The sequence below is a fragment of the Acinetobacter sp. AC1-2 genome (assembly GCF_016124155.1).
Taxonomy (GTDB): domain Bacteria; phylum Pseudomonadota; class Gammaproteobacteria; order Pseudomonadales; family Moraxellaceae; genus Acinetobacter; species Acinetobacter calcoaceticus.
Genome location: NZ_JABFFO010000001.1, coordinates 1,436,230 through 1,457,613, shown reverse-complemented (window position 1 = coordinate 1,457,613; position 21,384 = coordinate 1,436,230). Strand labels below are relative to the sequence as shown.

The 21,384-nt window shown below is 38.5% G+C and carries 17 protein-coding genes; 7 read left to right on the top strand and 10 right to left on the bottom strand.

Going from position 1 to position 21,384, the window contains the following annotated elements:
* Positions 1-35: 35 nt before the first annotated feature.
* Positions 36-935 carry a LysR family transcriptional regulator gene (locus HL290_RS06750; protein WP_198495984.1) on the bottom strand — a complete coding sequence of 300 codons (900 nt, stop codon included), beginning with the start codon at positions 933-935 and terminating at the stop codon, positions 36-38.
* Positions 936-1,036: 101 nt separating this feature from the next.
* On the opposite strand from HL290_RS06750, the gene HL290_RS06745 reads away from it, so the two are divergent.
* The 3 genes from HL290_RS06745 (at position 1,037) to ahpF (ending at position 3,863) form a co-directional block, all read left to right on the top strand.
* Positions 1,037-1,597, top strand: a complete 561-nt coding sequence (locus HL290_RS06745; RefSeq protein ID WP_005041294.1) for a chromate transporter — start codon at positions 1,037-1,039, stop codon at positions 1,595-1,597.
* Positions 1,597-2,118: a chromate transporter gene (locus HL290_RS06740; RefSeq protein WP_005041292.1), complete on the top strand. Its 522-nt coding sequence runs from the start codon at positions 1,597-1,599 to the stop codon at positions 2,116-2,118. Before HL290_RS06745 ends, HL290_RS06740 begins: the two co-directional genes overlap by 1 nt.
* 179 nt (positions 2,119-2,297) lie before the next feature.
* Positions 2,298-3,863: an alkyl hydroperoxide reductase subunit F gene (ahpF, locus tag HL290_RS06735; protein ID WP_198495983.1), complete on the top strand. Its 1,566-nt coding sequence runs from the start codon at positions 2,298-2,300 to the stop codon at positions 3,861-3,863.
* A 54-nt stretch (positions 3,864-3,917) separates the two neighbouring features.
* Here ahpF and HL290_RS06730 read toward each other — a convergent pair whose 3' ends face one another.
* From HL290_RS06730 to HL290_RS06695, 8 genes are all read right to left on the bottom strand, one after another.
* Positions 3,918-5,924: an esterase/lipase family protein gene (locus tag HL290_RS06730; RefSeq protein ID WP_198495982.1), complete on the bottom strand. Its 2,007-nt coding sequence runs from the start codon at positions 5,922-5,924 to the stop codon at positions 3,918-3,920.
* A 116-nt stretch (positions 5,925-6,040) separates the two neighbouring features.
* Positions 6,041-6,982 carry an ABUW_2363 family tetratricopeptide repeat lipoprotein gene (locus HL290_RS06725; protein WP_045432885.1) on the bottom strand — a complete coding sequence of 314 codons (942 nt, stop codon included), beginning with the start codon at positions 6,980-6,982 and terminating at the stop codon, positions 6,041-6,043.
* A 105-nt stretch (positions 6,983-7,087) separates the two neighbouring features.
* Positions 7,088-7,897: a serine O-acetyltransferase gene (gene cysE, locus HL290_RS06720; RefSeq protein ID WP_005041283.1), complete on the bottom strand. Its 810-nt coding sequence runs from the start codon at positions 7,895-7,897 to the stop codon at positions 7,088-7,090.
* Positions 7,890-8,729, bottom strand: a complete 840-nt coding sequence (locus tag HL290_RS06715; protein WP_005041281.1) for an RNA methyltransferase — start codon at positions 8,727-8,729, stop codon at positions 7,890-7,892. The genes cysE and HL290_RS06715 overlap by 8 nt, the downstream gene beginning before the upstream one ends.
* 14 nt (positions 8,730-8,743) lie before the next feature.
* Positions 8,744-12,307, bottom strand: coding sequence for a DNA polymerase III subunit alpha (gene dnaE, locus HL290_RS06710; RefSeq protein ID WP_017390496.1), 3,564 nt, complete (start codon positions 12,305-12,307; stop codon positions 8,744-8,746).
* 199 nt (positions 12,308-12,506) lie between these two features.
* Entirely contained in the window at positions 12,507-13,574 is a 1,068-nt protein-coding gene (locus HL290_RS06705; protein ID WP_198495981.1) for a type II asparaginase, read from the bottom strand.
* Between the two features lie 686 nt (positions 13,575-14,260).
* On the bottom strand, positions 14,261-15,568 hold the full coding sequence (locus HL290_RS06700; RefSeq protein ID WP_198495980.1) for a dicarboxylate/amino acid:cation symporter: 1,308 nt from the start codon (positions 15,566-15,568) through the stop codon (positions 14,261-14,263).
* Between the two features lie 475 nt (positions 15,569-16,043).
* Positions 16,044-17,474, bottom strand: coding sequence for a pyridoxal phosphate-dependent aminotransferase (locus HL290_RS06695; RefSeq protein ID WP_132070211.1), 1,431 nt, complete (start codon positions 17,472-17,474; stop codon positions 16,044-16,046).
* A gap of 239 nt (positions 17,475-17,713) precedes the next feature.
* Between HL290_RS06695 and msrB the strand changes: the two genes are divergently transcribed.
* The 4 genes from msrB (at position 17,714) to HL290_RS06675 (ending at position 20,157) form a co-directional block, all read left to right on the top strand.
* Complete coding sequence (msrB, locus tag HL290_RS06690; RefSeq protein WP_004792889.1) at positions 17,714-18,133, top strand: peptide-methionine (R)-S-oxide reductase MsrB; 420 nt, start codon at positions 17,714-17,716, stop codon at positions 18,131-18,133.
* Positions 18,130-18,615: a glutathione peroxidase gene (locus HL290_RS06685; protein ID WP_003651303.1), complete on the top strand. Its 486-nt coding sequence runs from the start codon at positions 18,130-18,132 to the stop codon at positions 18,613-18,615. The genes msrB and HL290_RS06685 overlap by 4 nt, the downstream gene beginning before the upstream one ends.
* Entirely contained in the window at positions 18,615-19,460 is an 846-nt protein-coding gene (locus HL290_RS06680) for an AraC family transcriptional regulator (RefSeq protein ID WP_198495979.1), read from the top strand. Before HL290_RS06685 ends, HL290_RS06680 begins: the two co-directional genes overlap by 1 nt.
* A 64-nt stretch (positions 19,461-19,524) precedes the next feature.
* On the top strand, positions 19,525-20,157 hold the full coding sequence (locus HL290_RS06675) for a LysE family translocator (protein ID WP_198495978.1): 633 nt from the start codon (positions 19,525-19,527) through the stop codon (positions 20,155-20,157).
* Positions 20,158-20,207: 50 nt separating this feature from the next.
* Here HL290_RS06675 and dapC read toward each other — a convergent pair whose 3' ends face one another.
* Positions 20,208-21,377, bottom strand: a complete 1,170-nt coding sequence (dapC, locus tag HL290_RS06670; RefSeq protein ID WP_198496400.1) for a succinyldiaminopimelate transaminase — start codon at positions 21,375-21,377, stop codon at positions 20,208-20,210.
* Positions 21,378-21,384 lie beyond the last annotated feature (7 nt).

Genomic DNA, 21,384 nt, shown 5'->3' with positions numbered 1-21,384 from the left:
ATTAGAGCACTTTTTTATTGATATTTAATACGAATTTAGATGGTAGGCAATAATGTCTGCAATAGGTCAATAAAATTTGCCACTTTGGCTGAATTTTCATTTTCTCTTGTAATCAAGTAAAGAGGAGCATTAAGTTTTATTGAACTATCAAATTCGCGATAAATAATTTCATGGTCCCAGAAGTTATGCATTGAGGCTGGTACAATAGTTATACCAATTCCAGCAGCGACTAAATTTAATGTTGCGGTAGGTCGAGGTGCTTCCTGAATAATACGTGGGCTAAAACCTGCTTGATAACAACTATATAAAATATTGTCATATAAACCTTGTCCTGAAGAGCGACGGTATAAAACAAAATTTTCATCTGATAAGTCACTTGAACTAATTTTTTCTTTTTGCGTAAGTGGATGTCCTATAGGCAATGCCACCATCATTGGCTCATCTAATATATGAAGATGTTTTAACCCAATATCACGACTAATCGGGGCTCTTAAAAAGGCGATATCAAGTTTTTCCGAGATTAACCGATCTAATTGTTTTTGGCTACCTGCTTCTTCAAGTTTGGTTTGTACCCCTGGATATATTTCTCGATAGGAGCGTAATACGAGTGAAATGAGCGGATGCAAGCCTGCAGAACTTGTAAAACCAATATTGAGTTGTCCTGTTTTACCTTGGCTGACATCTTGAACTAATTTAGGAATATGTTTGGCATGCTCTAATAAAATTTGTGCTTCTTTAAATAATGCTAAACCTGCTTCAGTCGGTTCAATCCCACGTGGTTGCCGAACAAGTAATTGTGTCCCGAGTTCTTCTTCCAGTTTTTTGAGTAAACGCGTTAACGGCGGCTGTTGAATAAATAATCGGTTTGCCGCGTGGGTAATGTTTCTTTCTTCAACAACCACAACAAAGGCATGAAGCTTGTGCAAATCTAGCATAGGAATACCTTTAGAGTATGGTTAAAGAAAATAAAAGCATTTGTAGATATGTCATAAAAGTATCATTCTATCTTGGTCAGATAAAGTGAAAAGTAACGAAAATGAACCATGTTGAGATTGCCGTGCAGAAGGAGAGTGTACCGAGCTGCACAGAACTATTTTTAGGTTTTTTAACATTAGGTTTAATTGGATTTGGCGGTGTGCTGCCTTTAGCACGAAAAGTTGTTGTAGAGCAGAGACAGTGGCTAAGTCCTGAAAAATTCACTGAGTTACTTGGTCTGTGTCAATTTTTACCGGGTGGCAATATTATTAATTTATCTGTTGCGATTGGCATGGAGTTTCGTGGTATTCGTGGTGCAGTGAGCTCACTGATTGGCTTAATCTTTGCACCGACGGTAATTGTTGTACTTTTACATTATGTCTATGAGCAGTTCCAAGATAACCTCATGGTCAAGCATCTTTTTGAAGGACTAGCAGCAGCAGCGGCTGGGCTACTGGTTGCAACAGGGTTGAAAATGCTCAAGCCCTTATTACGTAATCCATTAGCGATGTGTGTAGTTGTAGTAGCAATTGTCAGCATCGCTTTTCTGAAAATCTCCTTGCTTTTGACCATGCTGGTTTTGTTGTCATTTTATTCAGCTGTTATTTGGAGACGTGTGTAATGGGTGCAGTTCTACTTACTTTAGCCATCATTTTTACTCAGTTATCACTTATTGCTTTTGGTGGCGGCAATACAATTTTGCCTGAAATGCAACGTCAAGTCGTTGATATTCACCATTGGATGACTGCACAAGAATTTAGTGCCTTATTCGCAATAGCCCAAGCTGCCCCTGGTCCAAACATGATGATTGTACCGTTGGTGGGATGGCATGTAGCAGGGTTATCGGGGTTACTTGTGACATCAACTGCCAAATTTCTACCTTCATCTATTATTACTGTATTTGTAATGAGAGGTTGGTCAAAATTTAAAGATAAGAAATGGCGCCGTGTTTTACAGCTTGCATTACAACCAGTCACTGTTGGAACGGTACTTGCCAGTGCCTGGATTATTTCTGAGGCGGCTGCAATAAATACTTTACTTGTCATTATGGTCGTCGTTGCAACGTTATTATCTTTAATTAAAAAGGTTCATCCCTTACATGTCTTGATTGCAGGCGCTGTATTTGGTGTTGTTTTACTCTAGTTTAACCAGTTTGCCGACCTGCGCTGGATGAGTTCAGGTTGGCTTTTTTTGATTGAAGTGAATAATAATTAAATCTAAAAAACCGATCAAATCTATAAAAACATACTGTTTCACCTATTTTGTGTTTTAACGTACTATGCATCTATTGAAAGAATTTGGATGCATTGGAGTAAAAACAGATGTTAGATCAAAACATTAAAACTCAATTAAAAGCTTACCTAGAACGTTTAGAAAGTCCAATCGAATTAGTTGCTGCTTTGGATGAATCAGATAAAGCTGCTCAAATTAAAGAGCTAGTTACCGAAATTGCTGAACTTTCTGACAAGGTGACTGCTCGTTTTGATGGCAAAAATACACGTCGTCCAAGCTTTGGTGTGGCTAAAGCAGGTGAACAACCTCGTGTGTTCTTTGCTGGCTTACCGATGGGCCATGAGTTTACATCTTTGATCTTGGCACTGTTACAAGTGTCTGGCTATGCTCCTAAAGTGTCTGATGAAGTGCTCAACCAGATTAAAGGTTTAAACCTCAAAGCTGATTTTGATGTGTTTGTATCGCTAAGCTGTCATAACTGTCCGGACGTGGTACAGGCGCTTAACCTGATTGCGATTTATAACCCGAACACAACGGCAACCATGATCGATGGTTCATTCTTCCAAGACGAAGTTGAACAACGCAAAATCATGGCGGTTCCAATGGTGTTCCAGAATAATGAACACATTGGTCAAGGTCGTATGACCCTTGAAGAAATCGTAGCAAAACTCGACACCAACTCTGCTGAAAAAGATGCAGCAGCATTGAATGCCAAAGATGCGTTTGATGTGTTAGTGATTGGTGGTGGTCCTGCGGGTGCAACTGCTGCGATCTATGCAGCACGTAAAGGCATTAATACAGGTATCGTGGCTGAACGCTTCGGTGGTCAGGTCATGGATACCATGGATATTGAAAACTTCACATCTGTGCAAAAGACTCAAGGTCCTAAGTTTGCTGCCGAAATGGAAGCACATGTTCGTGAATATGATGTTGATATCATGAACCTGCAACGTGTCAGCAAAATCGTTGGTGCAGATCAAACCGTAAATGGTCTGGTTGAAGTTGAACTTGAAAATGGTGCAAAGCTTGAATCGAAAACAGTAATCCTTTCAACAGGTGCACGTTGGAGAGAAATGAATGTACCGGGTGAGCAAGAATACCGTACCCGTGGTGTCGCGTACTGCCCACACTGTGATGGTCCTTTGTTCAAAGGCAAACGTGTTGCCGTGATTGGTGGTGGTAACTCTGGTGTTGAAGCTGCAATTGACCTTGCAGGAATTGTTGAGCATGTGACTTTAGTTGAGTTCGACACCAAACTACGTGCTGACCAAGTCTTGCAAAACAAACTGCATAGCTTGCCAAACACAACTGTGATCATGAATGCTTTAAGTACTGAAGTGTTAGGCGATGGATCACAAGTAACTGGTCTTAAATATAAAGACCGTGCGACTGATCAAGAGCATGTGGTAGAGCTTGCAGGGATCTTTGTACAGATTGGTTTATTACCAAATACTGACTTCTTGAAAGACAGTGAGCTTGAGTTAACTAACCGTGGCGAGATCATTGTAAATGACCGCAACGAAACCAATGTGAAAGGTGTATTTGCTGCGGGTGACTGTACAACTGTGCCTTACAAACAAATCATTATTGCTACAGGTGAAGGCGCTAAAGCATCACTCTCTGCGTTTGATTACATCATTCGTTCTGGGCAATAAAATTTAGATCCAGAAACAAAAAAGCCAAAGGTTATCCTTTGGCTTTTTTTATTTTTATGGTTTATATAAACCATGTTCGACTAAATGCTCTCGTAAAATACGACGTAATTCCAATACAGCTTGCGGCGTTAATTGAATTGAATGTCCACCTGGAAGAACTTTCTCAGATTTGGCACCTTCTAAGTGAGCACTCTTATAAGGGACGATACCATCTGTAATTACGTTTGGATCATCGCTCTTGGTGATATTTCCCATAATTGAGTGAAAAACCAAGCCTTTATGAGGATTAATATTTTCTGTAAGCTCCATAAATTTGGACTGATGACTCAAATCGCTTGGACCATTTTGAATCAAACCACTATCAATATTACTCAAGAAATCTTTAACATCTAAATTTTCGGTTGTGAGTGAAGTTGCTACAGCTGATAAAAAAGCACCAGGTAGGCGAATAACTTTACGCGCTGCTAATGTAAACCAGCGATCTGCATAATCTGTACCTCGATGAGGAGAAGCCAAGAAAATTGCACGATCAAAATTATTGATTGAATGCATTTGCAATCGTTCAGTAACCATTGGATGTTTCTTAAAGCGGTTTTGCTGACGTGTCGTCATTAGCTCTAAAGCAGGCTTGGTAATATCGCCATCACTTACCAGTAAACGGCTAATAATACCTCCCATACTATGTCCAACCAGTACAGCATCATGTGCAGCAGGATCATTAGGGTTCAAAGAACCAAAAGCTTGCTTAAGAAGGGCATAAGTTTGGAAACGGCTTTCCAGAATCGGCATATTAGTCGAATAGAAAACTTGCCAAACTTGATAATTATCTCTTAAAACCGTGTCACCCATAACATCATTAGTCAAAGCAATCCATGCCTCAGGACTACTTGCGAGCCCATGGACTAATACAATAATTTTTTTATTTGGATTGTATGGTTCAAGCATATATAGGTGTGGCATGGTTAAATGCTGATCACGATCAATCAGACTTAAATAAGCCGCAACACCTAAATTGTTCTCGGCTAACCATAGGCCGTAAGGCGCGGAAAAGTTGGCCGCTAGAGGATATTGTTTTCCTGCTACACTAATATTGTCGGTCCGGTATGGATCGTAAACCCGAATCACGAATTCAGGATTATTAATAATTTCTTCAACGGTGGTCGCATGTTTTGGTTCAGCTACAATAGTTGCAGCCAAATAACGTGCATGATGAATATTTGGGTTAACGCCATTTTTATAATTGTATTTAAGTGGGTCTAAAATATACTCATTAATATCTTCTTTTCCTGAACTCGGAAAAACCGCTACAAATTCAGATCCAAAACCATCACGACGGTTAATGGTTCTTAACCCTGAAAAATTTAAGTTATAACTTGAAATTAATTTTTCTAATTTTTGACCTGTTAACTGTCTATGAAATTCAAAATCAATTGAATAAACATTTTTACCAATATGAATTTGGGGTTCAACACCATTTTTTTGAGGGTGTCTCAAATCATAAGCACCGACCATTTTGGCAATTGCCTGATTATAGAAGTCACGAATCTGAACTTGTCTATTATCAAAAATACGGTCAGTAGGCTGACGCTTCGTTGAAAACAAATAGGCGTAACTATAACGAATACTTTTATCCAGTAAATTTAATTGCTGGTCTAAACAATCATCATATTTGTTCTGAATATTGGTTTGTTCTTCTTCAGACTTATGTTTAGTAAATCTACTAATTTTACAATTAGATGAATCTGACAAAGCCATTGCTTTTGCCAGATACATTTCACTTGCAGCTGATAAGAACTGTTCATCTAAAATTTGAGGTAATTTTTTGAGTTGATTTACACAGTTATCAGGTGTGTCAGTACAAACTTTAGCTTCCTGACCAGACATTGATAAAACATTCAGACTTGCTTCGCTGAGTTTATCTTGCGTAAGAATACTATTACGTTCATTTGCAATAGTTACATTCAAAGCTTGCTGTTTAACATTCACGACCTGACAACCACTCAGAATTGAACCGAGTAGTATGACCGTCAATACTGTTTTGCTTCTTTTTATTGAAAACATTATGGTCAAAATTTAGTGGCTCAATGGTAGGTAGATCATACAAATTTTAAAATATTTTTCAAATGATCAAATAAAAAAAAGGGCTGTCAAAACAGCCCTTTTTTATCTAATTAGGCTTATTTTTTAGATGTTGTGCTAGGGGTAGTTGCAGACATTGCAGGGTTAGTTAAAACTTGCCATACATTCCAACGACCTTGTTTTTCAATTTCTTGAATTAAACGATCAGCAATTTCCGATTCATCTGGATATTTAACTTTATAATTCTTAAGCGTCTGGATCGCATTTTTCTTTTGCTCCATCGCAATATAGTTATTTGCAGCAGCTAAATATGCTTCTTGAACATTACCTTTAATTGCTTTATCTAAATATGGAATCGCTTCGCGTTGACCACCACCTTCAGATAAGCCAAAACCGAACCAGAAGTTTGCTTCCGCATCATCTGGATTAATTTTTAAAAGTCTTTGAGCATATTCTAAAGATCTAGTGGTATGAACAGTACCTAAATCAAGGTTACGTGCAAGAACACTTGCTTTAAAAGCGCGAAGTAAAATATCAAATGATGCATTTGGGTTTGCAGCAAGTGTATCAAGCTGCTGTGTTACTTCTTTAAGTTTACTTTCGAAGCCTTTACGTTCTTGGCGGTCAGTAAAGCGAGGTGGATAGTGACGTGCTTTGCCTTCCACTAACTGTAAGAAGTCATCAATGCTTGTAACATCAATTTCATTATCACCTGCCAAAACTGCGTATTTCATTGAACGCTGTGTGTTATTTACAGTCGGAACAATCAGTTTATTGGTGTCGAGAGTAAGCTGTTTGGTTGGGTCATCTTGACGATTAACCACCATTTTCGTTACCGGCTGTGCAGCAGCGTCTTTTAACGCAACTTCAAATGCTGGTGGTTGATCATAGTTAAAAGGATTTAGTGCATAAAAAGGAGGAGTAAGCTCTGGTTCCTTGAAAACAAAAGGCTCAATTTTTTGTTGTTTTACAGGTGCCATTGTACAAGCTGTTAAACTTGAGGTCGCAAGGATGATATATGCCAAAGGCTTAAAATTCATAGGATCTTCCGTTCATTTTAGTAAAGTCAGATTTGGTAGTGGTAAGTCTAGGAAAAGCTAAACCGACATGCAAGAGTAAGCGTGTTACATTATGAATCAAGAATATTACGTTTTTGATATCTTGTTTTGTGCACCACATTCACGACGCACTTCTTCAAGAATTTTTAGCTCTTCATCACTAAAAGGTTGTTCATCTTGGTTTTCTTTTTTGAAGCTAGGGTCTAGCTCTGATAAACGCTGGCATAAATTATTCATACGCGTTTCATTGTGCTGAATACGATCAAGCAAAACGCGCATACCTTCTAAAATAGGGTCTGACTGATCAGCAGTTGTCGCATATGGGGCAAAACCAATACTTTGAGCATAATCGCGGCGACGTTCTTCATCTTTATTTTTGTCGGCATCTTTATAAATATAGCGAGCAGGGTTTCCTACAGCAGTCACACCAGCAGGAACAGCTTTAGTCACTACAGCATTTGAACCGACTTTAGCACCTTTACCTACCGTAAATGGCCCCAAAATTTTCGCGCCAGCACCAACGACAACGCCATCTTCTAAAGTTGGGTGACGTTTGCCTGTCTTCCATGTTGTACCACCTAATGTAACCCCATGATAAAGCGTAACATCATCACCAATTTCAGCAGTTTCACCAATCACAACACCCATACCATGATCAATAAAAAAACGCTTACCGATTTTAGCACCTGGATGAATTTCAATTCCTGTTGCAAAACGGCTAAATGAAGAAAGTAGGCGAGCTGCACCTTTACAATCTTTTTGCCATAATTCATGTGCAACACGATGCATCATAATTGCATGAATGCCAGGATAGGTCGTAAGAACTTCGAGTGTATTGCGGGCAGCAGGATCTCGCGCAAATACAGCCTTTATATCTTCTTTAAGCTGCTTAAGCATTGGGTTGATCCTCCTTGTCAGATAATGCTTTTTTCCATTTACCACTTGTTAGGGCTTGCACACGACTAAAAATACCGCGAAGTAAATGATATTCCATACGATCTAATTGTATACGACCAAACAAACGACGCAAGCGTAAAGGCAATAAACGTGGATTCTCTGGATCTAAAAATTCAATTTCAGTCAGCATTTTTTCTAGGTGAGGATAAAACTCTTCCATTTGTTGCTGAGTAACCAAAGGTTCATCCCATTGCATGCTTTGGCCTTGCACTAATGGCATTTCATCTACATTCTGATCGACTTTGTCTTGTTCCAGAGCAGACATGCGAAGCTCATAACATACGACTTGAATCGCTTGCGCAACATTTAATACCCCATAGTCCGGATTTACAGGAATCGTTAAATGGTAATTTGCCAGTGCTAATTCTTCGTTAGTTAAACCACGGTCTTCACGACCAAAAACAATCGCAATTTGTTGTCCTTGAGTGGTTGCTTTAATGGCTTCTTTAGCAGCAGGTCGCACATCAAGTAAAGGCCAAGGAATGGTGCGACTACGTGCACTTGTTCCAAAAACCAAATGGCAATCTTTAATCGCATCTTCTAGGGTATCTACAATCTCAAGGTGCTCAAATAAATCTTGGGCACCGGCAGCAAGTGCTTGTATATCTGGATGAGGATATGTTTTGGGTGCTACGAGAACTAATTTAATTAGTCCCATTGTTTTCATGGCACGTAAAGCACTACCAATATTGGCAGGCAAAGTTGTATTTACCATGACAATACGCACTTGTGCTAATTGTTTTGACACGGTGGTGTGGTCAAACGAACTCATAAGATTTCCAGAAATTACGAATATTGAGAAACTTCGCTTTGGTATAAATCCAATGCATCGTCCATAGACATACCCGCAGGAGGAGAGGCAACAGCATGTGGACGAACAGGGTCTGCTGCTTTAGCCGCTTTCGACTTCACTTGATATTCAATATAAATATTATCTTTACCAAAATAATCTCTGAGCTTAGCAAGTAATTCATCTAGAGGAGCGACTTTCCATTGCGGACCAAACAGAAGCTCGGCTTGAGCATAGGGTTGATCAATCTGTAACTGTAGAGCGATATGTTGATGCATATCTACATTGCAAAATGGCAAGATCATGTTTTGCAGATCTTTTGCCAATGTTGGTTGCATGAACTCTTCTGTTAATTTGATTTGAATACTGTTAGCACGTTTTTGTCTTATTTCATTTAAGGTGAAAGCTTTGGTTAAACGTCCCATTGGACGATCAAAGCCTTCTCGCTCATAGATTTCACCTTCGAAAACTACAACACGTTCCACTTGAACGATATCTTTGAAACGTTGGAAGCGCTCATGGTTACAGCTGACTTCAATACGTGCCGTACCATCATCAAGTACAATAACAACTCGGTTCGGGAAGTTTGCGACATCAATGACCAAACCTGCATAAACTGTTGTAACGCCACGACGCGTAGCTGTAATTTCATTTAGTTTTACAGGAATAAATGCTTTGAGTTCTTGTCGATAAACATCAATTGGATGGCCCGTTAAATATAAACCAAGCGTATCTTTTTCGCCTTTGAGACGAACTTCATCGCTCCACGGTTTTACAGGTTTAGCTGGCTTACGCTGAACTTCTTCAACTTCACCAAATAAATCCATAATACCGCTTTCACGGTTACTTCGAGCTTGTTCAGCAGCTTGAACAGCTTCAGGCAATTGAGCCATTAAGCTTGCACGTTCAATACCTAAGCAATCGAGTGCACCCGCACGAATTAAAGCTTCAAGAGTACGCTTATTGATTTTCTTTAAATCAATACGATGGCAAAAATCGAATAGATCTGTATAAGGGCCATATTGTCGGCGAGAGTCAATAACTGACTGCATTGCTTGTTCGCCGACGCCTTTAATTGCACCTAAACCGTAAACAATCGTTTTATCATTACTCGCATGGAAGTGATAAGTCGACATGTTGACCGATGGTGGTAAGACATCAAGATTATTATTTCGACAGTCATCAATCAAGAATACAACACTGTCTGTGTTTTGCATTTCCGATGTCATGACGGCTGCCATAAACTCAGCAGGGTAATGAGCTTTCAACCATGCAGTATGGTAGGCAACTAGGGCATAAGCAGCCGCGTGAGATTTGTTGAAACCATAGCCTGCAAACTTTTCCATATAGTCAAAGATATGGTTGGCTGTGCTTTCGTCAATCCCTTTTTCAGCAGCACCTTCTAAGAAGATTTGTCGCTGTTTGACCATTTCCTCAGGTTTCTTTTTACCCATTGCACGGCGTAATAAGTCTGCGCCGCCTAAGGTGTAACCTGCACAGATCTGTGCAGCCTGCATCACCTGTTCCTGATAAACCATAATCCCGTATGTCGGCTCTAATACACCTTCAAGAAGGGGATGGAGATATTCAAAATCTCCACCATGCATACGGTGAATAAAGTCAGGAATAAGGTCCATTGGACCTGGACGATACAATGATACGAACGCAATAATTTCTTCGAATTTACTTGGACGTGCTTCTTTAAGCATCCGTTTCATGCCGACGGATTCAAACTGAAATACCGCTGTTGTATTTGCATCGGCAAAGACAGAATATGCTTTAGCGTCGTCTAGAGGAACATGCAAGATATTGAGCTGATCATTACTGTCGCGGTTTTTATTAATATTTTGGATCGCGTCTTCAATAACGGTTAAGTTACGTAAGCCCAAGAAGTCGAATTTGACCAGACCTGCTGCTTCTACATCGTCTTTATCATATTGAGCAACACGGTTCGTTCCATCTGCATCACAAAGTACAGCCGAGAAATCGGTGATTTTACCTGGTGCAATGACTACACCTCCGGCATGTTTACCAGTATTTCGAGTTACACCTTCTAATTTTAATGCCATTTCCCAGATTTCGCTTGCATCGTCGTTATCTGGGTTAGATGGGTTGGTCACAATATCTTTAAGCTGAGGTTCCATATCAATAGCGGTGGCTAAGTCCACACCGAGCGGTTTGGTAGGCACCATTTTTGAAATACGGTCAGCTAAACCGTAAGATTTACCCAATACACGCGCAACATCACGGATCGCACCTTTTGCTGCCATGGTTCCGAAAGTTGCAATTTGTGAAACGGCTTCGCGACCATAAGTACGCGATACATAATCAATGACGCGGTCACGTCCGGCAATACAGAAATCGACGTCAAAGTCAGGCATCGATACACGTTCAGGGTTCAAGAAACGTTCGAAGAGTAGATCGTAACGAAGTGGATCAAGATCAGTAATTTTTAAGCTATATGCGACTAAAGAACCCGCACCTGAACCACGACCTGGCCCTACAGGAACACCATTATTTTTTGCCCATTGAATAAAGTCCATGACGATGAGGAAGTATCCTGGGAAACCCATTTTAAGGATAATACCGACTTCATAATCAATTCGTTCATCGTAAGGCTTACGAATCTCTGCCCAGTCCTCGCCACGTTTTTCAACAGGGTAAAGATAATTTAAGCGCTCTTCCAAACCTACTTTTGATAAATGTTCAAAATAAGTGTCGATGGTAAAACCATCTGGAATTGGATAGTCAGGTAAAAAGTAAGTACCGAGTTGTAGTTTAACGTTGCAGCGTTTGGCAATATGATAGGTGTTCTCGATAGCACTAGGAATATCAGAAAACAACTCGATCATTTCATCTGAGGTTTTAAAGTGCTGCTCTGGGCTATACGTCCGTGGACGGCGATTATCTGCTAATACATAACCATCAGCGATACAAACACGTGCTTCGTGTGCCTCAAAATCTTCTTTTTCTACAAAGTGCACATCATTATGTGCAACTACACCAACATTATATTGTGCAGCAAGCTTAGCTGCTTCTTGAATAAAGTCTTCTTCACCCGGGCGGTCAGTACGTGTTAAAGCAAGATAAACACGGTTACCAAACTTTTCGAGCCATGCTTCTAAAAGGGGAGCAGCTTTTTGAGGGTTAGATGAGCAAAGCATCTGACCAACATCACTATGCTGGCCAAGTAAAACGATAATGTCTTGATGCTGTTCAAGTACCCATTCTTTTTGTACACATGGAATACTGAGCTGTTGTCCTTCAATAAAACCGCGTGAAACGATTTCGGTCAGACTTTTCCACCCAATATCACTCATTGCAAGTAAGGTGACACGATGTTGAGCATCATCAAGGCGAATTGTGCTACCTAAAAGCGGCTTAATTCCTTTTTTTAAACAGGAATTATAAAACTTTACCGCCGCATGGAGGTTAGAGAGATCAGTTAATGCCAATGCAGGCATTTGGTCTTTAACCGCAGCATTGACCAAGTCAGGTATGCGAACTATCGACTCTGTAATCGAAAATTCTGTATAAATACCTAGATGAACAAACTGCATAAACCAATCCTTAATGCGACCACGGCATAGTTTAACACGCAAACTTAAAAGGAAATGGTTAATATTTTGGCAAACTGTTAAGGATTTTATTATTTAAGAAGAATGAGTTGAACATCTATTGTACAGATTTAATATAAAAGACATTATTTTTATAAAATATGACCAGCTCAAACATCTAGGTTTGAGCTGGTTGAAAAACTTAGTACTGCCAGAACATGCGTTGAATTTCTTTAGCATCGGTAGTCTTGGTAAGAGCTAATGCTGCAAGAAGACGCGCTTTCTGAGGATTTAAATCATGTGCTGCTACCCAGCCATATTTAGAGTCAGGTTGTTCTGCATCACGCACTACAAAACCTTGTGGAACACGTGATGAGCGGATAATTTGAATACCGTTATTGTCGTGAAGATTTTGTAAAGTTGGTACGATATAGTTCGCAACTGAACCGTTACCAGTACCTGCATGGATAATCGCTTTAGCGCCAGCTTTTGCATATGCTTCATAAGCATCTGGAAGCATAGAGTCTGAGCCATAAACGATCTGTACCATTGGAAGTGCATCACCTTTAATATTTTCAATATTAAATTCTGAAGCATTTGTAAAACGTTTTACAGACTGTCTGAACCAGTATGGCTTGCCTTCAACTAATGTACCTAAAGCGCCCCATTGGCTAACAAAAGCATTTGTATGAATGTTAATGCCTTTAGTTACATCACGCGCAGCAAAAATAGAGTCGTTCATGAGAACCATAACGCCTTTATTTTTTGCATCATCAGAAGCTGCTAAAGCAACTGCACTATAAAGGTTAAGTGGGCCGTCTGCTGAAAGAGCAGTTGAAGGGCGCATTGAACCAACAATAACAATCGGCTTATCAGTGTGAACAACCAGATTTAAGAAAAATGCTGTTTCTTCTAAAGTATCTGTACCGTGAGTAATCACAACACCATTAACAGATGGTTTTTTTACCAGCTCATTTACTTGACGAGCAATTTGTAATAATTCCTTGTCAGTAATACTTTCAGAAGCGACCTGTAATGCCTGAATACCAGTTACATTCGCCAAATCTTTGATTTGTGGAACTGCATTAATTAAGGCATCAACTGGAACTTTCGCAGCAGTGTAAGTTGCACTGTTTGTTGAATTTGCGCCAGCACCTGCGATAGTACCGCCAGTGGCAACAACAACTACATTGTTTTTTGCGTAAAGTGGGAGAGAGCAGGCCAATAAGCCCATCGCTAAACCTAAAGATTTAACAGTTTTAGTCAACATCGAAAATATCCTTATGAAGTGACGAAAGTAAAAAAGTTTGTCGAATATGTCTGCTTTTCCTAAGCAAAATACATACCATGTAAAACATATTCGTAACTTGCTGAATAAGAAGCATCCCTGAATAGCATTTTGTTTCACCAACAATTACTTAGTCATTGCTTTTATTCAGCGTTAATAAATATCATGAATAAAATAAAAAATCTATTAAGTTTTTCTAATTTATCTCGATTTTTTTGCTTTTTAATATAAAGAAAGCAAATGATTTTTTTATCTTTATAAAATTAAAAAATAATGGATGTGGTGGGGTTTTATTTACCATTTGGTATTTATATTGTATTGATTATAAAAGTTTTTATTTAAAAATAAAGTTATATAAATTTTTTGGTAGGGAAACTAAATAATAATTACAATAGTTTAATATAATTAAGTTTTAATAAAATGAATTAAAATTTAATCACTTGATGTTTATTTCTAAGAATATGAATTCTGTTTGGGTGATTTTTATTCTCTTTTTAAGGTTTACTTTAAGAAAATTTAATAGGGGTTAAAGTGCATTTTTTGGTTCATTATTTAATATGAAAATACAGATAAATTTTTATTGTTTAATTTTAGAATAAAAAGAAGAGCAATTTTATAAGGTCATATAAAATTGCTCTTAAGTTGGGAGAGTGGGAGAAAAGAGAAACTTAAGCGGTCGTTTGTTCTTGAGTTGATTTAATTAATACAGGCTCTGGTAGCTCTTCAGTGTCAGCTACTTTATCACCTTCAAGTTTAGCAACTACGGCAGTAGCAATACTGTTACCTACTACGTTTGTTGCAGTACGACCCATATCAAGGAACTGATCGATACCAAGCAATAAGAGAATGCCTGCTTCAGGTAAATGGAACATGGTAAGTGTTGCTGAAATAACCACGATAGAAGCTCGTGATACACCCGCAATACCTTTACTTGTTACCATAAGCGTTAACAGAATTAAGATTTGTTGCGTGAAGCTAAGATCGATGTTGTAAGCTTGAGCAATAAACAGTACTGCAAACGTGGTGTACATCATTGAACCATCTAGGTTGAATGAATAACCCAAAGGTAATACAAAACTAGTCACTTTTTTAGGTACACCAAATTTATTTAGTGCATCCATTACTTTAGGGTAGGCAGATTCACTTGAAGCTGTAGCAAAAGCAAGCGTTACAGGTTCGCGAATTAATTTGCCTAAGCGGAAAATATCTTTTTTAAGTACGATTGCACCAACAGAGAACAAAATAATCCAAAGCAACAGAAGACCGAAATAGAACTCAGCGATTAAAATACCGTAGTCAACAATCAAGCCTAAACCTTGTACTGTAATTGCAGAAGCCATTGCAGCAAATACTGCAAAAGGGGCGAACATCATGACGTAATCGGTAATACGGAACATGATCTTGCTAAGTTCTTCAGTCAAACGAACAATAACTGAGTCTTTTTCTTTACCTTGATTTACAAAGGCAAGAGCTGAACCAAAGAAGATTGAGAAAACGAGTACTTGTAGGATGTCATTGTTGGCCATCGCTTCTGCAATGCTGCGTGGGAAAACATGGCTTAAGAATGATTGTAGTGTAAAGCCAGTGGTCGCTGGGAGAGAGGCGCCACTAAGTTGTTGAGCTGTTGGTAATGCTAAATCTAAAGCTGCACCAGGTTGGAAGAAGTTAGCTAAACCCATACCGATTGCAAGCGATACAAACGAAGCAGTAATAAACCAAGTCATTGACTTAAGTGTAATACTTCCAATTGATGTAGATTTCCCCATTGATACAATGCCTGAAACAATTGTGGCAAATACCAATGGAGCAATAATCATTTTGATTAAGCGTAAAAAGATGTCTGAAATAATACTGAAATAAGAAGCGATCTGTTTGAGTTGTTCACCTTCATTGAAAAAGTGGTGACAAATCCAACCTGTCAGTATGCCGAGTAAAATAGCAATAACAATATACTTGAGCAATTTCTTTTGCTTCATATGAACCTCTATCCATTTGATTCAATCATTCTTTGATGGGATTTGAATGATTGAAAGCTTTCCTTGTTAGTTCAGTCCGGTCGTTCTACCGATTTTATCTTCCTAGATATCTGTATCTGTTTAACCGAATCGAATATGGTGATGTTGTTATGGAAGGGGATTGTTGCTCGATTTTGAAGCAGTGTGAAATGCAAAAATATATTGATCCATGCATTTTTTGCATAATTAAGATTGAGAAAAATGCGAAATTACACACAAATTTAAACGTATGGTAAAAAATATATAAATGAATTATTAAAGTGAATTTAAAGATAAAAAGAATTAAATTTCCAATGAAAAACATTTAACTTCAAAGTGTTGTTCTTTAAGGGGTAGAAAGGTGAAAGTATTTGCGATAATTATTTTTTTTAAATAATAAAATAGAATTATCAAAAAAGGCATCCAATTTAAGATGCCTTTTTTGATATGCATTTTTTTAACGACGGTTGGCTAAGAAACGACCTAAACGAGTAATTGCTTCTCGTAATTCATTTTCAGCAGGTAAGAAAACCACGCGGAAATGATCTGGAGTTGGCCAATTAAAGCCCGTACCTTGCACCAATAACACTTTTTCTGCACGTAACAAATCAAGCATTAACTTTTCGTCATCTTCAATTGGATAGATGTTTGGATCGAGGCGAGGGAAACAATACATTGCTCCCTCTGGTTTCACGCAGCTTACCCCGGGAATCTCATTTAGCATTTCCCAAGCAATATTACGCTGTTCGTATAAACGACCACCCGGACGAATCAAGTCATTGATTGATTGATATCCTCCGAGGGCGGTTTGAATCGCATATTGAGCTTGAACGTTTGCACATAGGCGCATAGATGCCAACATATCTAAACCTTCGATATAGTCAGCAGCACGGCTTTTATCACCAGTAATTGCCATCCAGCCTGAACGGAAACCTGCGATACGATAAGCTTTTGACAAGCCATTAAAAGATACGCATAGCTGGTCACCAGCTAATGATGCCACAGAAACATGTTCAATGCCGTCATAAATAATTTTGTCGTAAATTTCATCAGCAAATAAAATTAAGTCATGTTTCTTTGCAAGTGCGACAATTTGTTCAAGCACATGACGTGGATATACTGAACCAGTCGGGTTGTTCGGGTTAATAATGACAATGCCGCGTGTGTTTGGCGTAATTTTACTTTCAATATCAGCAATATCTGGATACCAGCTATTTTCTTCATCGCATTTATAGTGGATTGCTGTACCACCTGAAAGATTAACAGCTGCTGTCCAGAGAGGGTAATCTGGCATCGGAATTAGCATTTCATCGCCATCATCAAGTAGGCCTTGCATCGCCATGACAATGAGTTCAGAAACGCCATTACCGATATACACGTCATTGACATGCATATTTAAGATCCCTTTTTGCTGGTAATACTGACAAATTGCTTTACGAGCAGGGAAGATACCTTTTGAATCAACATAACCAATTGCATTTGGTAGGTTTAAAGCAACATCATTAATAATTTCTTGTGGGGCTTCAAAACCAAATGGAGCAGGGTTGCCGATATTTAGCTTAATGATTTTATGTCCTTGCTCTTCCATTTCATTGGCGGCTCGTAATACTGGTCCGCGAATGTCATAACAAACATGCTCAAGCTTCGATGATTTCTTTATTTCTCGAGAAGTTGGCATGGATTGGAGGGTAGCAGTATTTTTAGACATAGCTGGATTCACTTTTGCATATCGGTATAAATAACTTTTAAATGTTTTAACTGTTACCAAATTCAGATCGTGTTGATCTTTTAGTAATTCAACAATTTTTTCATGGGTAAAGCCCGATTGCTGATACTGTTTGATAACTGGTAATAGTTGCTGGAAAAGCACACTTTTTTTCTGAGACATGTTTTGTCCTATACAACCGTGCCAAACAAGAATAGCACCATCTTTGCTTCCTTGGAAGAAAATAAAAAATAAATTTGCTTACTTTTGATTTTGATTTTTGCTTACTTTTTGCTTTCTATTGCTTAGATGATTAAATTCCAACAAATTTTACGTTCAGAGACTAGTGTTTTTGTGATGAATGGCGTAAATATAAAAACTCAATCATCAGAAATGTTTACATCAGAATAAAGGTGCATGTCATGGGAAAAGTCAATAAAACAGACCGGGAATGGCAAAGAGAGTTATCACCAGAAGAGTATCGGATTACACGACAAAAGGGCACTGAACCTGCATTTACGGGGCAATACTGGAATACTAAGCAACATGGTACCTATGTCTGCCGTTGCTGCGGCGCAGAATTGTTCTCATCAGATACTAAATATGACAGTGGTTGTGGTTGGCCTAGCTTCTTTAAACCGATTGAGCCAACTGCAATTGAAGAACATGACGATTTATCGCATGGTATGGTCAGAACTGAAATTGTTTGTCATGATTGCGAAGCCCATTTAGGGCATGTTTTTGAAGATGGACCACAGCCGACTGGTTTGCGCTATTGTGTAAACTCGGCATCATTACAACTGAAATCACAAGAAAAAAATGATGAGGAAACCTATCCATGAGTAATATTTATCAGTTTGAAGCTGAACTGTTAGAGGGTGAAGTTAAGCAATTAGCTGATTACAAAGGTAAAGTTTTACTAATTGTAAATACTGCGAGTAAATGTGGTTTTACACCACAATTTGCTGGCCTTGAAAAACTTTATGAGAAATATAAAGATCAAGGCTTGGAAGTTTTAGGGTTTCCCTGCAACCAGTTTGGGGGGCAAGATCCAGGCAACAATAAAGAAATCGGTACGTTCTGTCAGCGCAACTATGGGGTGAAATTCCCGATGTTTGCTAAAGTTGATGTAAAAGGACCGGAAGCTCATGTGATTTTTAGATATTTAACACGTGAAGCTAAAGGTATTTTAGGTAGTAGCACGATTAAATGGAACTTTACCAAATTTTTGGTGGGAAGAGATGGCGCTGTGTTAAATCGCTATGCTCCTACGACTAAACCAGAAGCTTTAGAAGCTGATATTGAAAAAGCATTAGCAAGTTAATGAATTCAATGAACGCTATTCCCCAAGCTTTTGAGTTTTGGCAAGATGGGCGAATGCCTTATGTTGAAACCAGAAGGTCTTGTTTTAGCCGAACATGTTATAAGTCTCATAGTCATCCAACATTTTCAATTGGAGCTATAGACGAAGGGAATAGCGTTTTTCAAAGCTCATTTGGTACAGCACAAAAGATTTCTGCCGGCACATTAGTCATTGTGCCTGCCCACATTGAACATTCTTGTAACCCGCTGCCTGATCAGGCTTGGAGTTACCAGATGCTACATCTGGATATATCTTGGCTTAATCAATGGTATGCCGAGTTTCAACAAGAGGGCTTTGATTTAAATTTGCCCCAGCATAGACCTCTCATTATTAAAGATGAAAATTTATATCAGGCTTTTTCTGATATGAATGAAACTTTATTTGATTCTCAAAAATTAATTCTCGAAAAAGAACAGTCGCTGATCTATTGCCTTACACAGTTGTTATTACCTCATTTTATATTAGAAGAAATACAGAAAACTCAATATTTGTATGAAAGCTTTTTGGACTTAATTCATATTATTAAATCATCCGAACGATTTATTTCTTTAGAAGAGCTTGCCCAACAGGTGGGCCTTAGTCGATATGCAATTATTCGCCTATTTAAAGCCAATGTGGGCTTAACACCCCATGCATTTCAAATTAATTTAAAGATTAATGAGGCCAGAGCACAATTAAAACAAGGCATTCCACTCGCAGAGCTGGCTGTAAATTTAGGCTTTAGTGATCAGAGCCATTTTCATAAAGCTTTCAAAGCCCATACAGGAATCACTCCTCGTCAGTTCCAACTCGTTGCCGCGCAATAATTTACAAGAAATTATTTTTCTCTATTTTTAAGCTATTCCATACTGTTTTACAGATGAAGCCGTTATGGAAGTTTTTTTAGTTATTGCCTTTACCCATTTTTTAGCTTTGTTATCTCCGGGACCTGACTTCTTTCTGATTCTCACCAGCCTTTTGCAAAAAGGTTTGCGCTATACATATGGTGTCATTGTGGGAATTACTTTTGGTAATGCCTTGATTTTGATGGCGTGTATGTTTGGATTTATGGTGCTTGGAAATTTGAGTACGAACATTCTTTTAGTACTTAAATGGCTTGGGGCGGGGTATTTGGTTTATTTGAGCTACCTTTGTTTTAGTGCTGCTCGGTCTGGCACCTTAACTTTTGCTATTGAAAAAAATGGTTTGATGGATCAAGGGCATCAACAGCAGGATAAAGTTAAGAGCTTAATGTTAGGAATACAATCTAGTCTTCTTAATCCGAAAAATATTATGTTTTATAGCAGCTTAATGTTGCTCATTCAGCATGACTTTAGTCTGTTTCAAAAATTGCTGATGAGTACGTGGATGACTGGGGTTGTGCTTGCTTGGAACTTATTATTGGTTCGCTTATTGCTTCAAAATCGGGTTCTAGAACAGATTAAACGTTCTGCTAAGGGCCTATATTATTGCTCTAGTTTGGCTTTTATATTTTTCGCAGTACTGCTGGTTATTTATAGTTAATGTAGTGTACAGCCTTTAATATTACTAAAGGCTGTACAATTTACTTATGCTTAGAGAATTGCTTTTAAACGCTTAACCACTTCTTCGCATTGCGCTAAATCGGCAACTAAAGCCATACGCACATGATTTTCCCCAGGGTTACCTTGATCTGTGTCACGAGATAAATAACGGCCAGGTAAAACCTTAATATGTGCTTTTTCCATTAACATCTTGGCAAAAGTTTCATCATTATCAACTTTTAACCAATAATAAAAACCAGCATCTGGCTTTTGCAGAGGTAATAAGTGACCTAATTCGCTTTGGAATAAATCAAATTTTGCACGATATTGCTTACGGTTTTCTTCAACATGGTTTTCATCATTCCATGCTGCAATTGATGCAAGCTGATGTTGAACAGGCATTGCTGCACCATGATAAGTACGATACTGCAAATATGGTTTTAATAATTCTGCATCACCAGCAACAAAACCTGAGCGTAAACCCGGTAAGTTTGAGCGTTTAGAAAGTGAATGGAATACGACACAGTTTTTATAATCATCACGACCAAGTTCTGCACAAACTTCTAGCAAACCTGTAGGTGCTTGATCGAACCAAAGCTCTGAATAGCATTCGTCAGAAGCAATAACAAAATTATATTGATCAGACAAGGCAATTAACTTTTTGAATTGCTCTTTAGAAAGCACAGTACCTGTTGGGTTACCTGGTGTACATACAAAAAGAAGGGCTGTTTTTTCCCATACTTCTGCTGGTACAGCATCAAAATCACCTAAATAACCATTTTCTTCGGTGCAATTGATGAAATAAGGTTTTGCACCAGCGAGTAGCGCGGCACCTTCATAAATTTGATAAAACGGATTCGGCATTACTACATACGGCGCGTCTTCACGATTAATGAGCGCCTGAACAAATGAGAAAATCCCTTCACGAGTACCTGATACGGGTAAAATATGATTTTCTGCACTAATGCTATTCAGTTTGAAGCGTTTGGTTAACCACTCTGCAATACTTTGGCGAAGCTCTGGCAAACCCTTACTATTCGGATAAGTTGATAGATGGTTAAAGTTGTCAATGATTGCCTGTTTAACAAACTCTGGTGCTGGGTGCTTAGGTTCACCAATTGATAGTGGAATCAATGGAAGATTAGCAGGAGTGATATCCTTAAAAAGCTGGTTTAACTTTTCAAATGGATATGGGTGCAATAACGACAAGCTAGAGTTCATTAAACAG

Excerpts from the sequence above, each read along its gene's own strand:
- msrB (WP_004792889.1), top strand. The coding sequence starts at position 17,714 with ATGGGAAAAGTCAATAAAACAGACCGGGAATGGCAAAGAGAGTTATCA.
- dnaE (WP_017390496.1), bottom strand. The coding sequence starts at position 12,307 with ATGCAGTTTGTTCATCTAGGTATTTATACAGAATTTTCGATTACAGAG.
- HL290_RS06730 (WP_198495982.1), bottom strand. The coding sequence starts at position 5,924 with ATGTTTTCAATAAAAAGAAGCAAAACAGTATTGACGGTCATACTACTC.
- HL290_RS06745 (WP_005041294.1), top strand. The coding sequence starts at position 1,037 with ATGAACCATGTTGAGATTGCCGTGCAGAAGGAGAGTGTACCGAGCTGC.
- dapC (WP_198496400.1), bottom strand. The coding sequence starts at position 21,377 with ATGAACTCTAGCTTGTCGTTATTGCACCCATATCCATTTGAAAAGTTA.
- HL290_RS06695 (WP_132070211.1), bottom strand. The coding sequence starts at position 17,474 with ATGTCTCAGAAAAAAAGTGTGCTTTTCCAGCAACTATTACCAGTTATC.
- HL290_RS06740 (WP_005041292.1), top strand. The coding sequence starts at position 1,597 with ATGGGTGCAGTTCTACTTACTTTAGCCATCATTTTTACTCAGTTATCA.
- cysE (WP_005041283.1), bottom strand. The coding sequence starts at position 7,897 with ATGCTTAAGCAGCTTAAAGAAGATATAAAGGCTGTATTTGCGCGAGAT.
- HL290_RS06680 (WP_198495979.1), top strand. The coding sequence starts at position 18,615 with ATGAATTCAATGAACGCTATTCCCCAAGCTTTTGAGTTTTGGCAAGAT.
- HL290_RS06675 (WP_198495978.1), top strand. The coding sequence starts at position 19,525 with ATGGAAGTTTTTTTAGTTATTGCCTTTACCCATTTTTTAGCTTTGTTA.
- HL290_RS06705 (WP_198495981.1), bottom strand. The coding sequence starts at position 13,574 with ATGTTGACTAAAACTGTTAAATCTTTAGGTTTAGCGATGGGCTTATTG.
- HL290_RS06685 (WP_003651303.1), top strand. The coding sequence starts at position 18,130 with ATGAGTAATATTTATCAGTTTGAAGCTGAACTGTTAGAGGGTGAAGTT.
- HL290_RS06715 (WP_005041281.1), bottom strand. The coding sequence starts at position 8,729 with ATGAGTTCGTTTGACCACACCACCGTGTCAAAACAATTAGCACAAGTG.
- HL290_RS06700 (WP_198495980.1), bottom strand. The coding sequence starts at position 15,568 with ATGAAGCAAAAGAAATTGCTCAAGTATATTGTTATTGCTATTTTACTC.
- ahpF (WP_198495983.1), top strand. The coding sequence starts at position 2,298 with ATGTTAGATCAAAACATTAAAACTCAATTAAAAGCTTACCTAGAACGT.
- HL290_RS06750 (WP_198495984.1), bottom strand. The coding sequence starts at position 935 with ATGCTAGATTTGCACAAGCTTCATGCCTTTGTTGTGGTTGTTGAAGAA.
- HL290_RS06725 (WP_045432885.1), bottom strand. The coding sequence starts at position 6,982 with ATGAATTTTAAGCCTTTGGCATATATCATCCTTGCGACCTCAAGTTTA.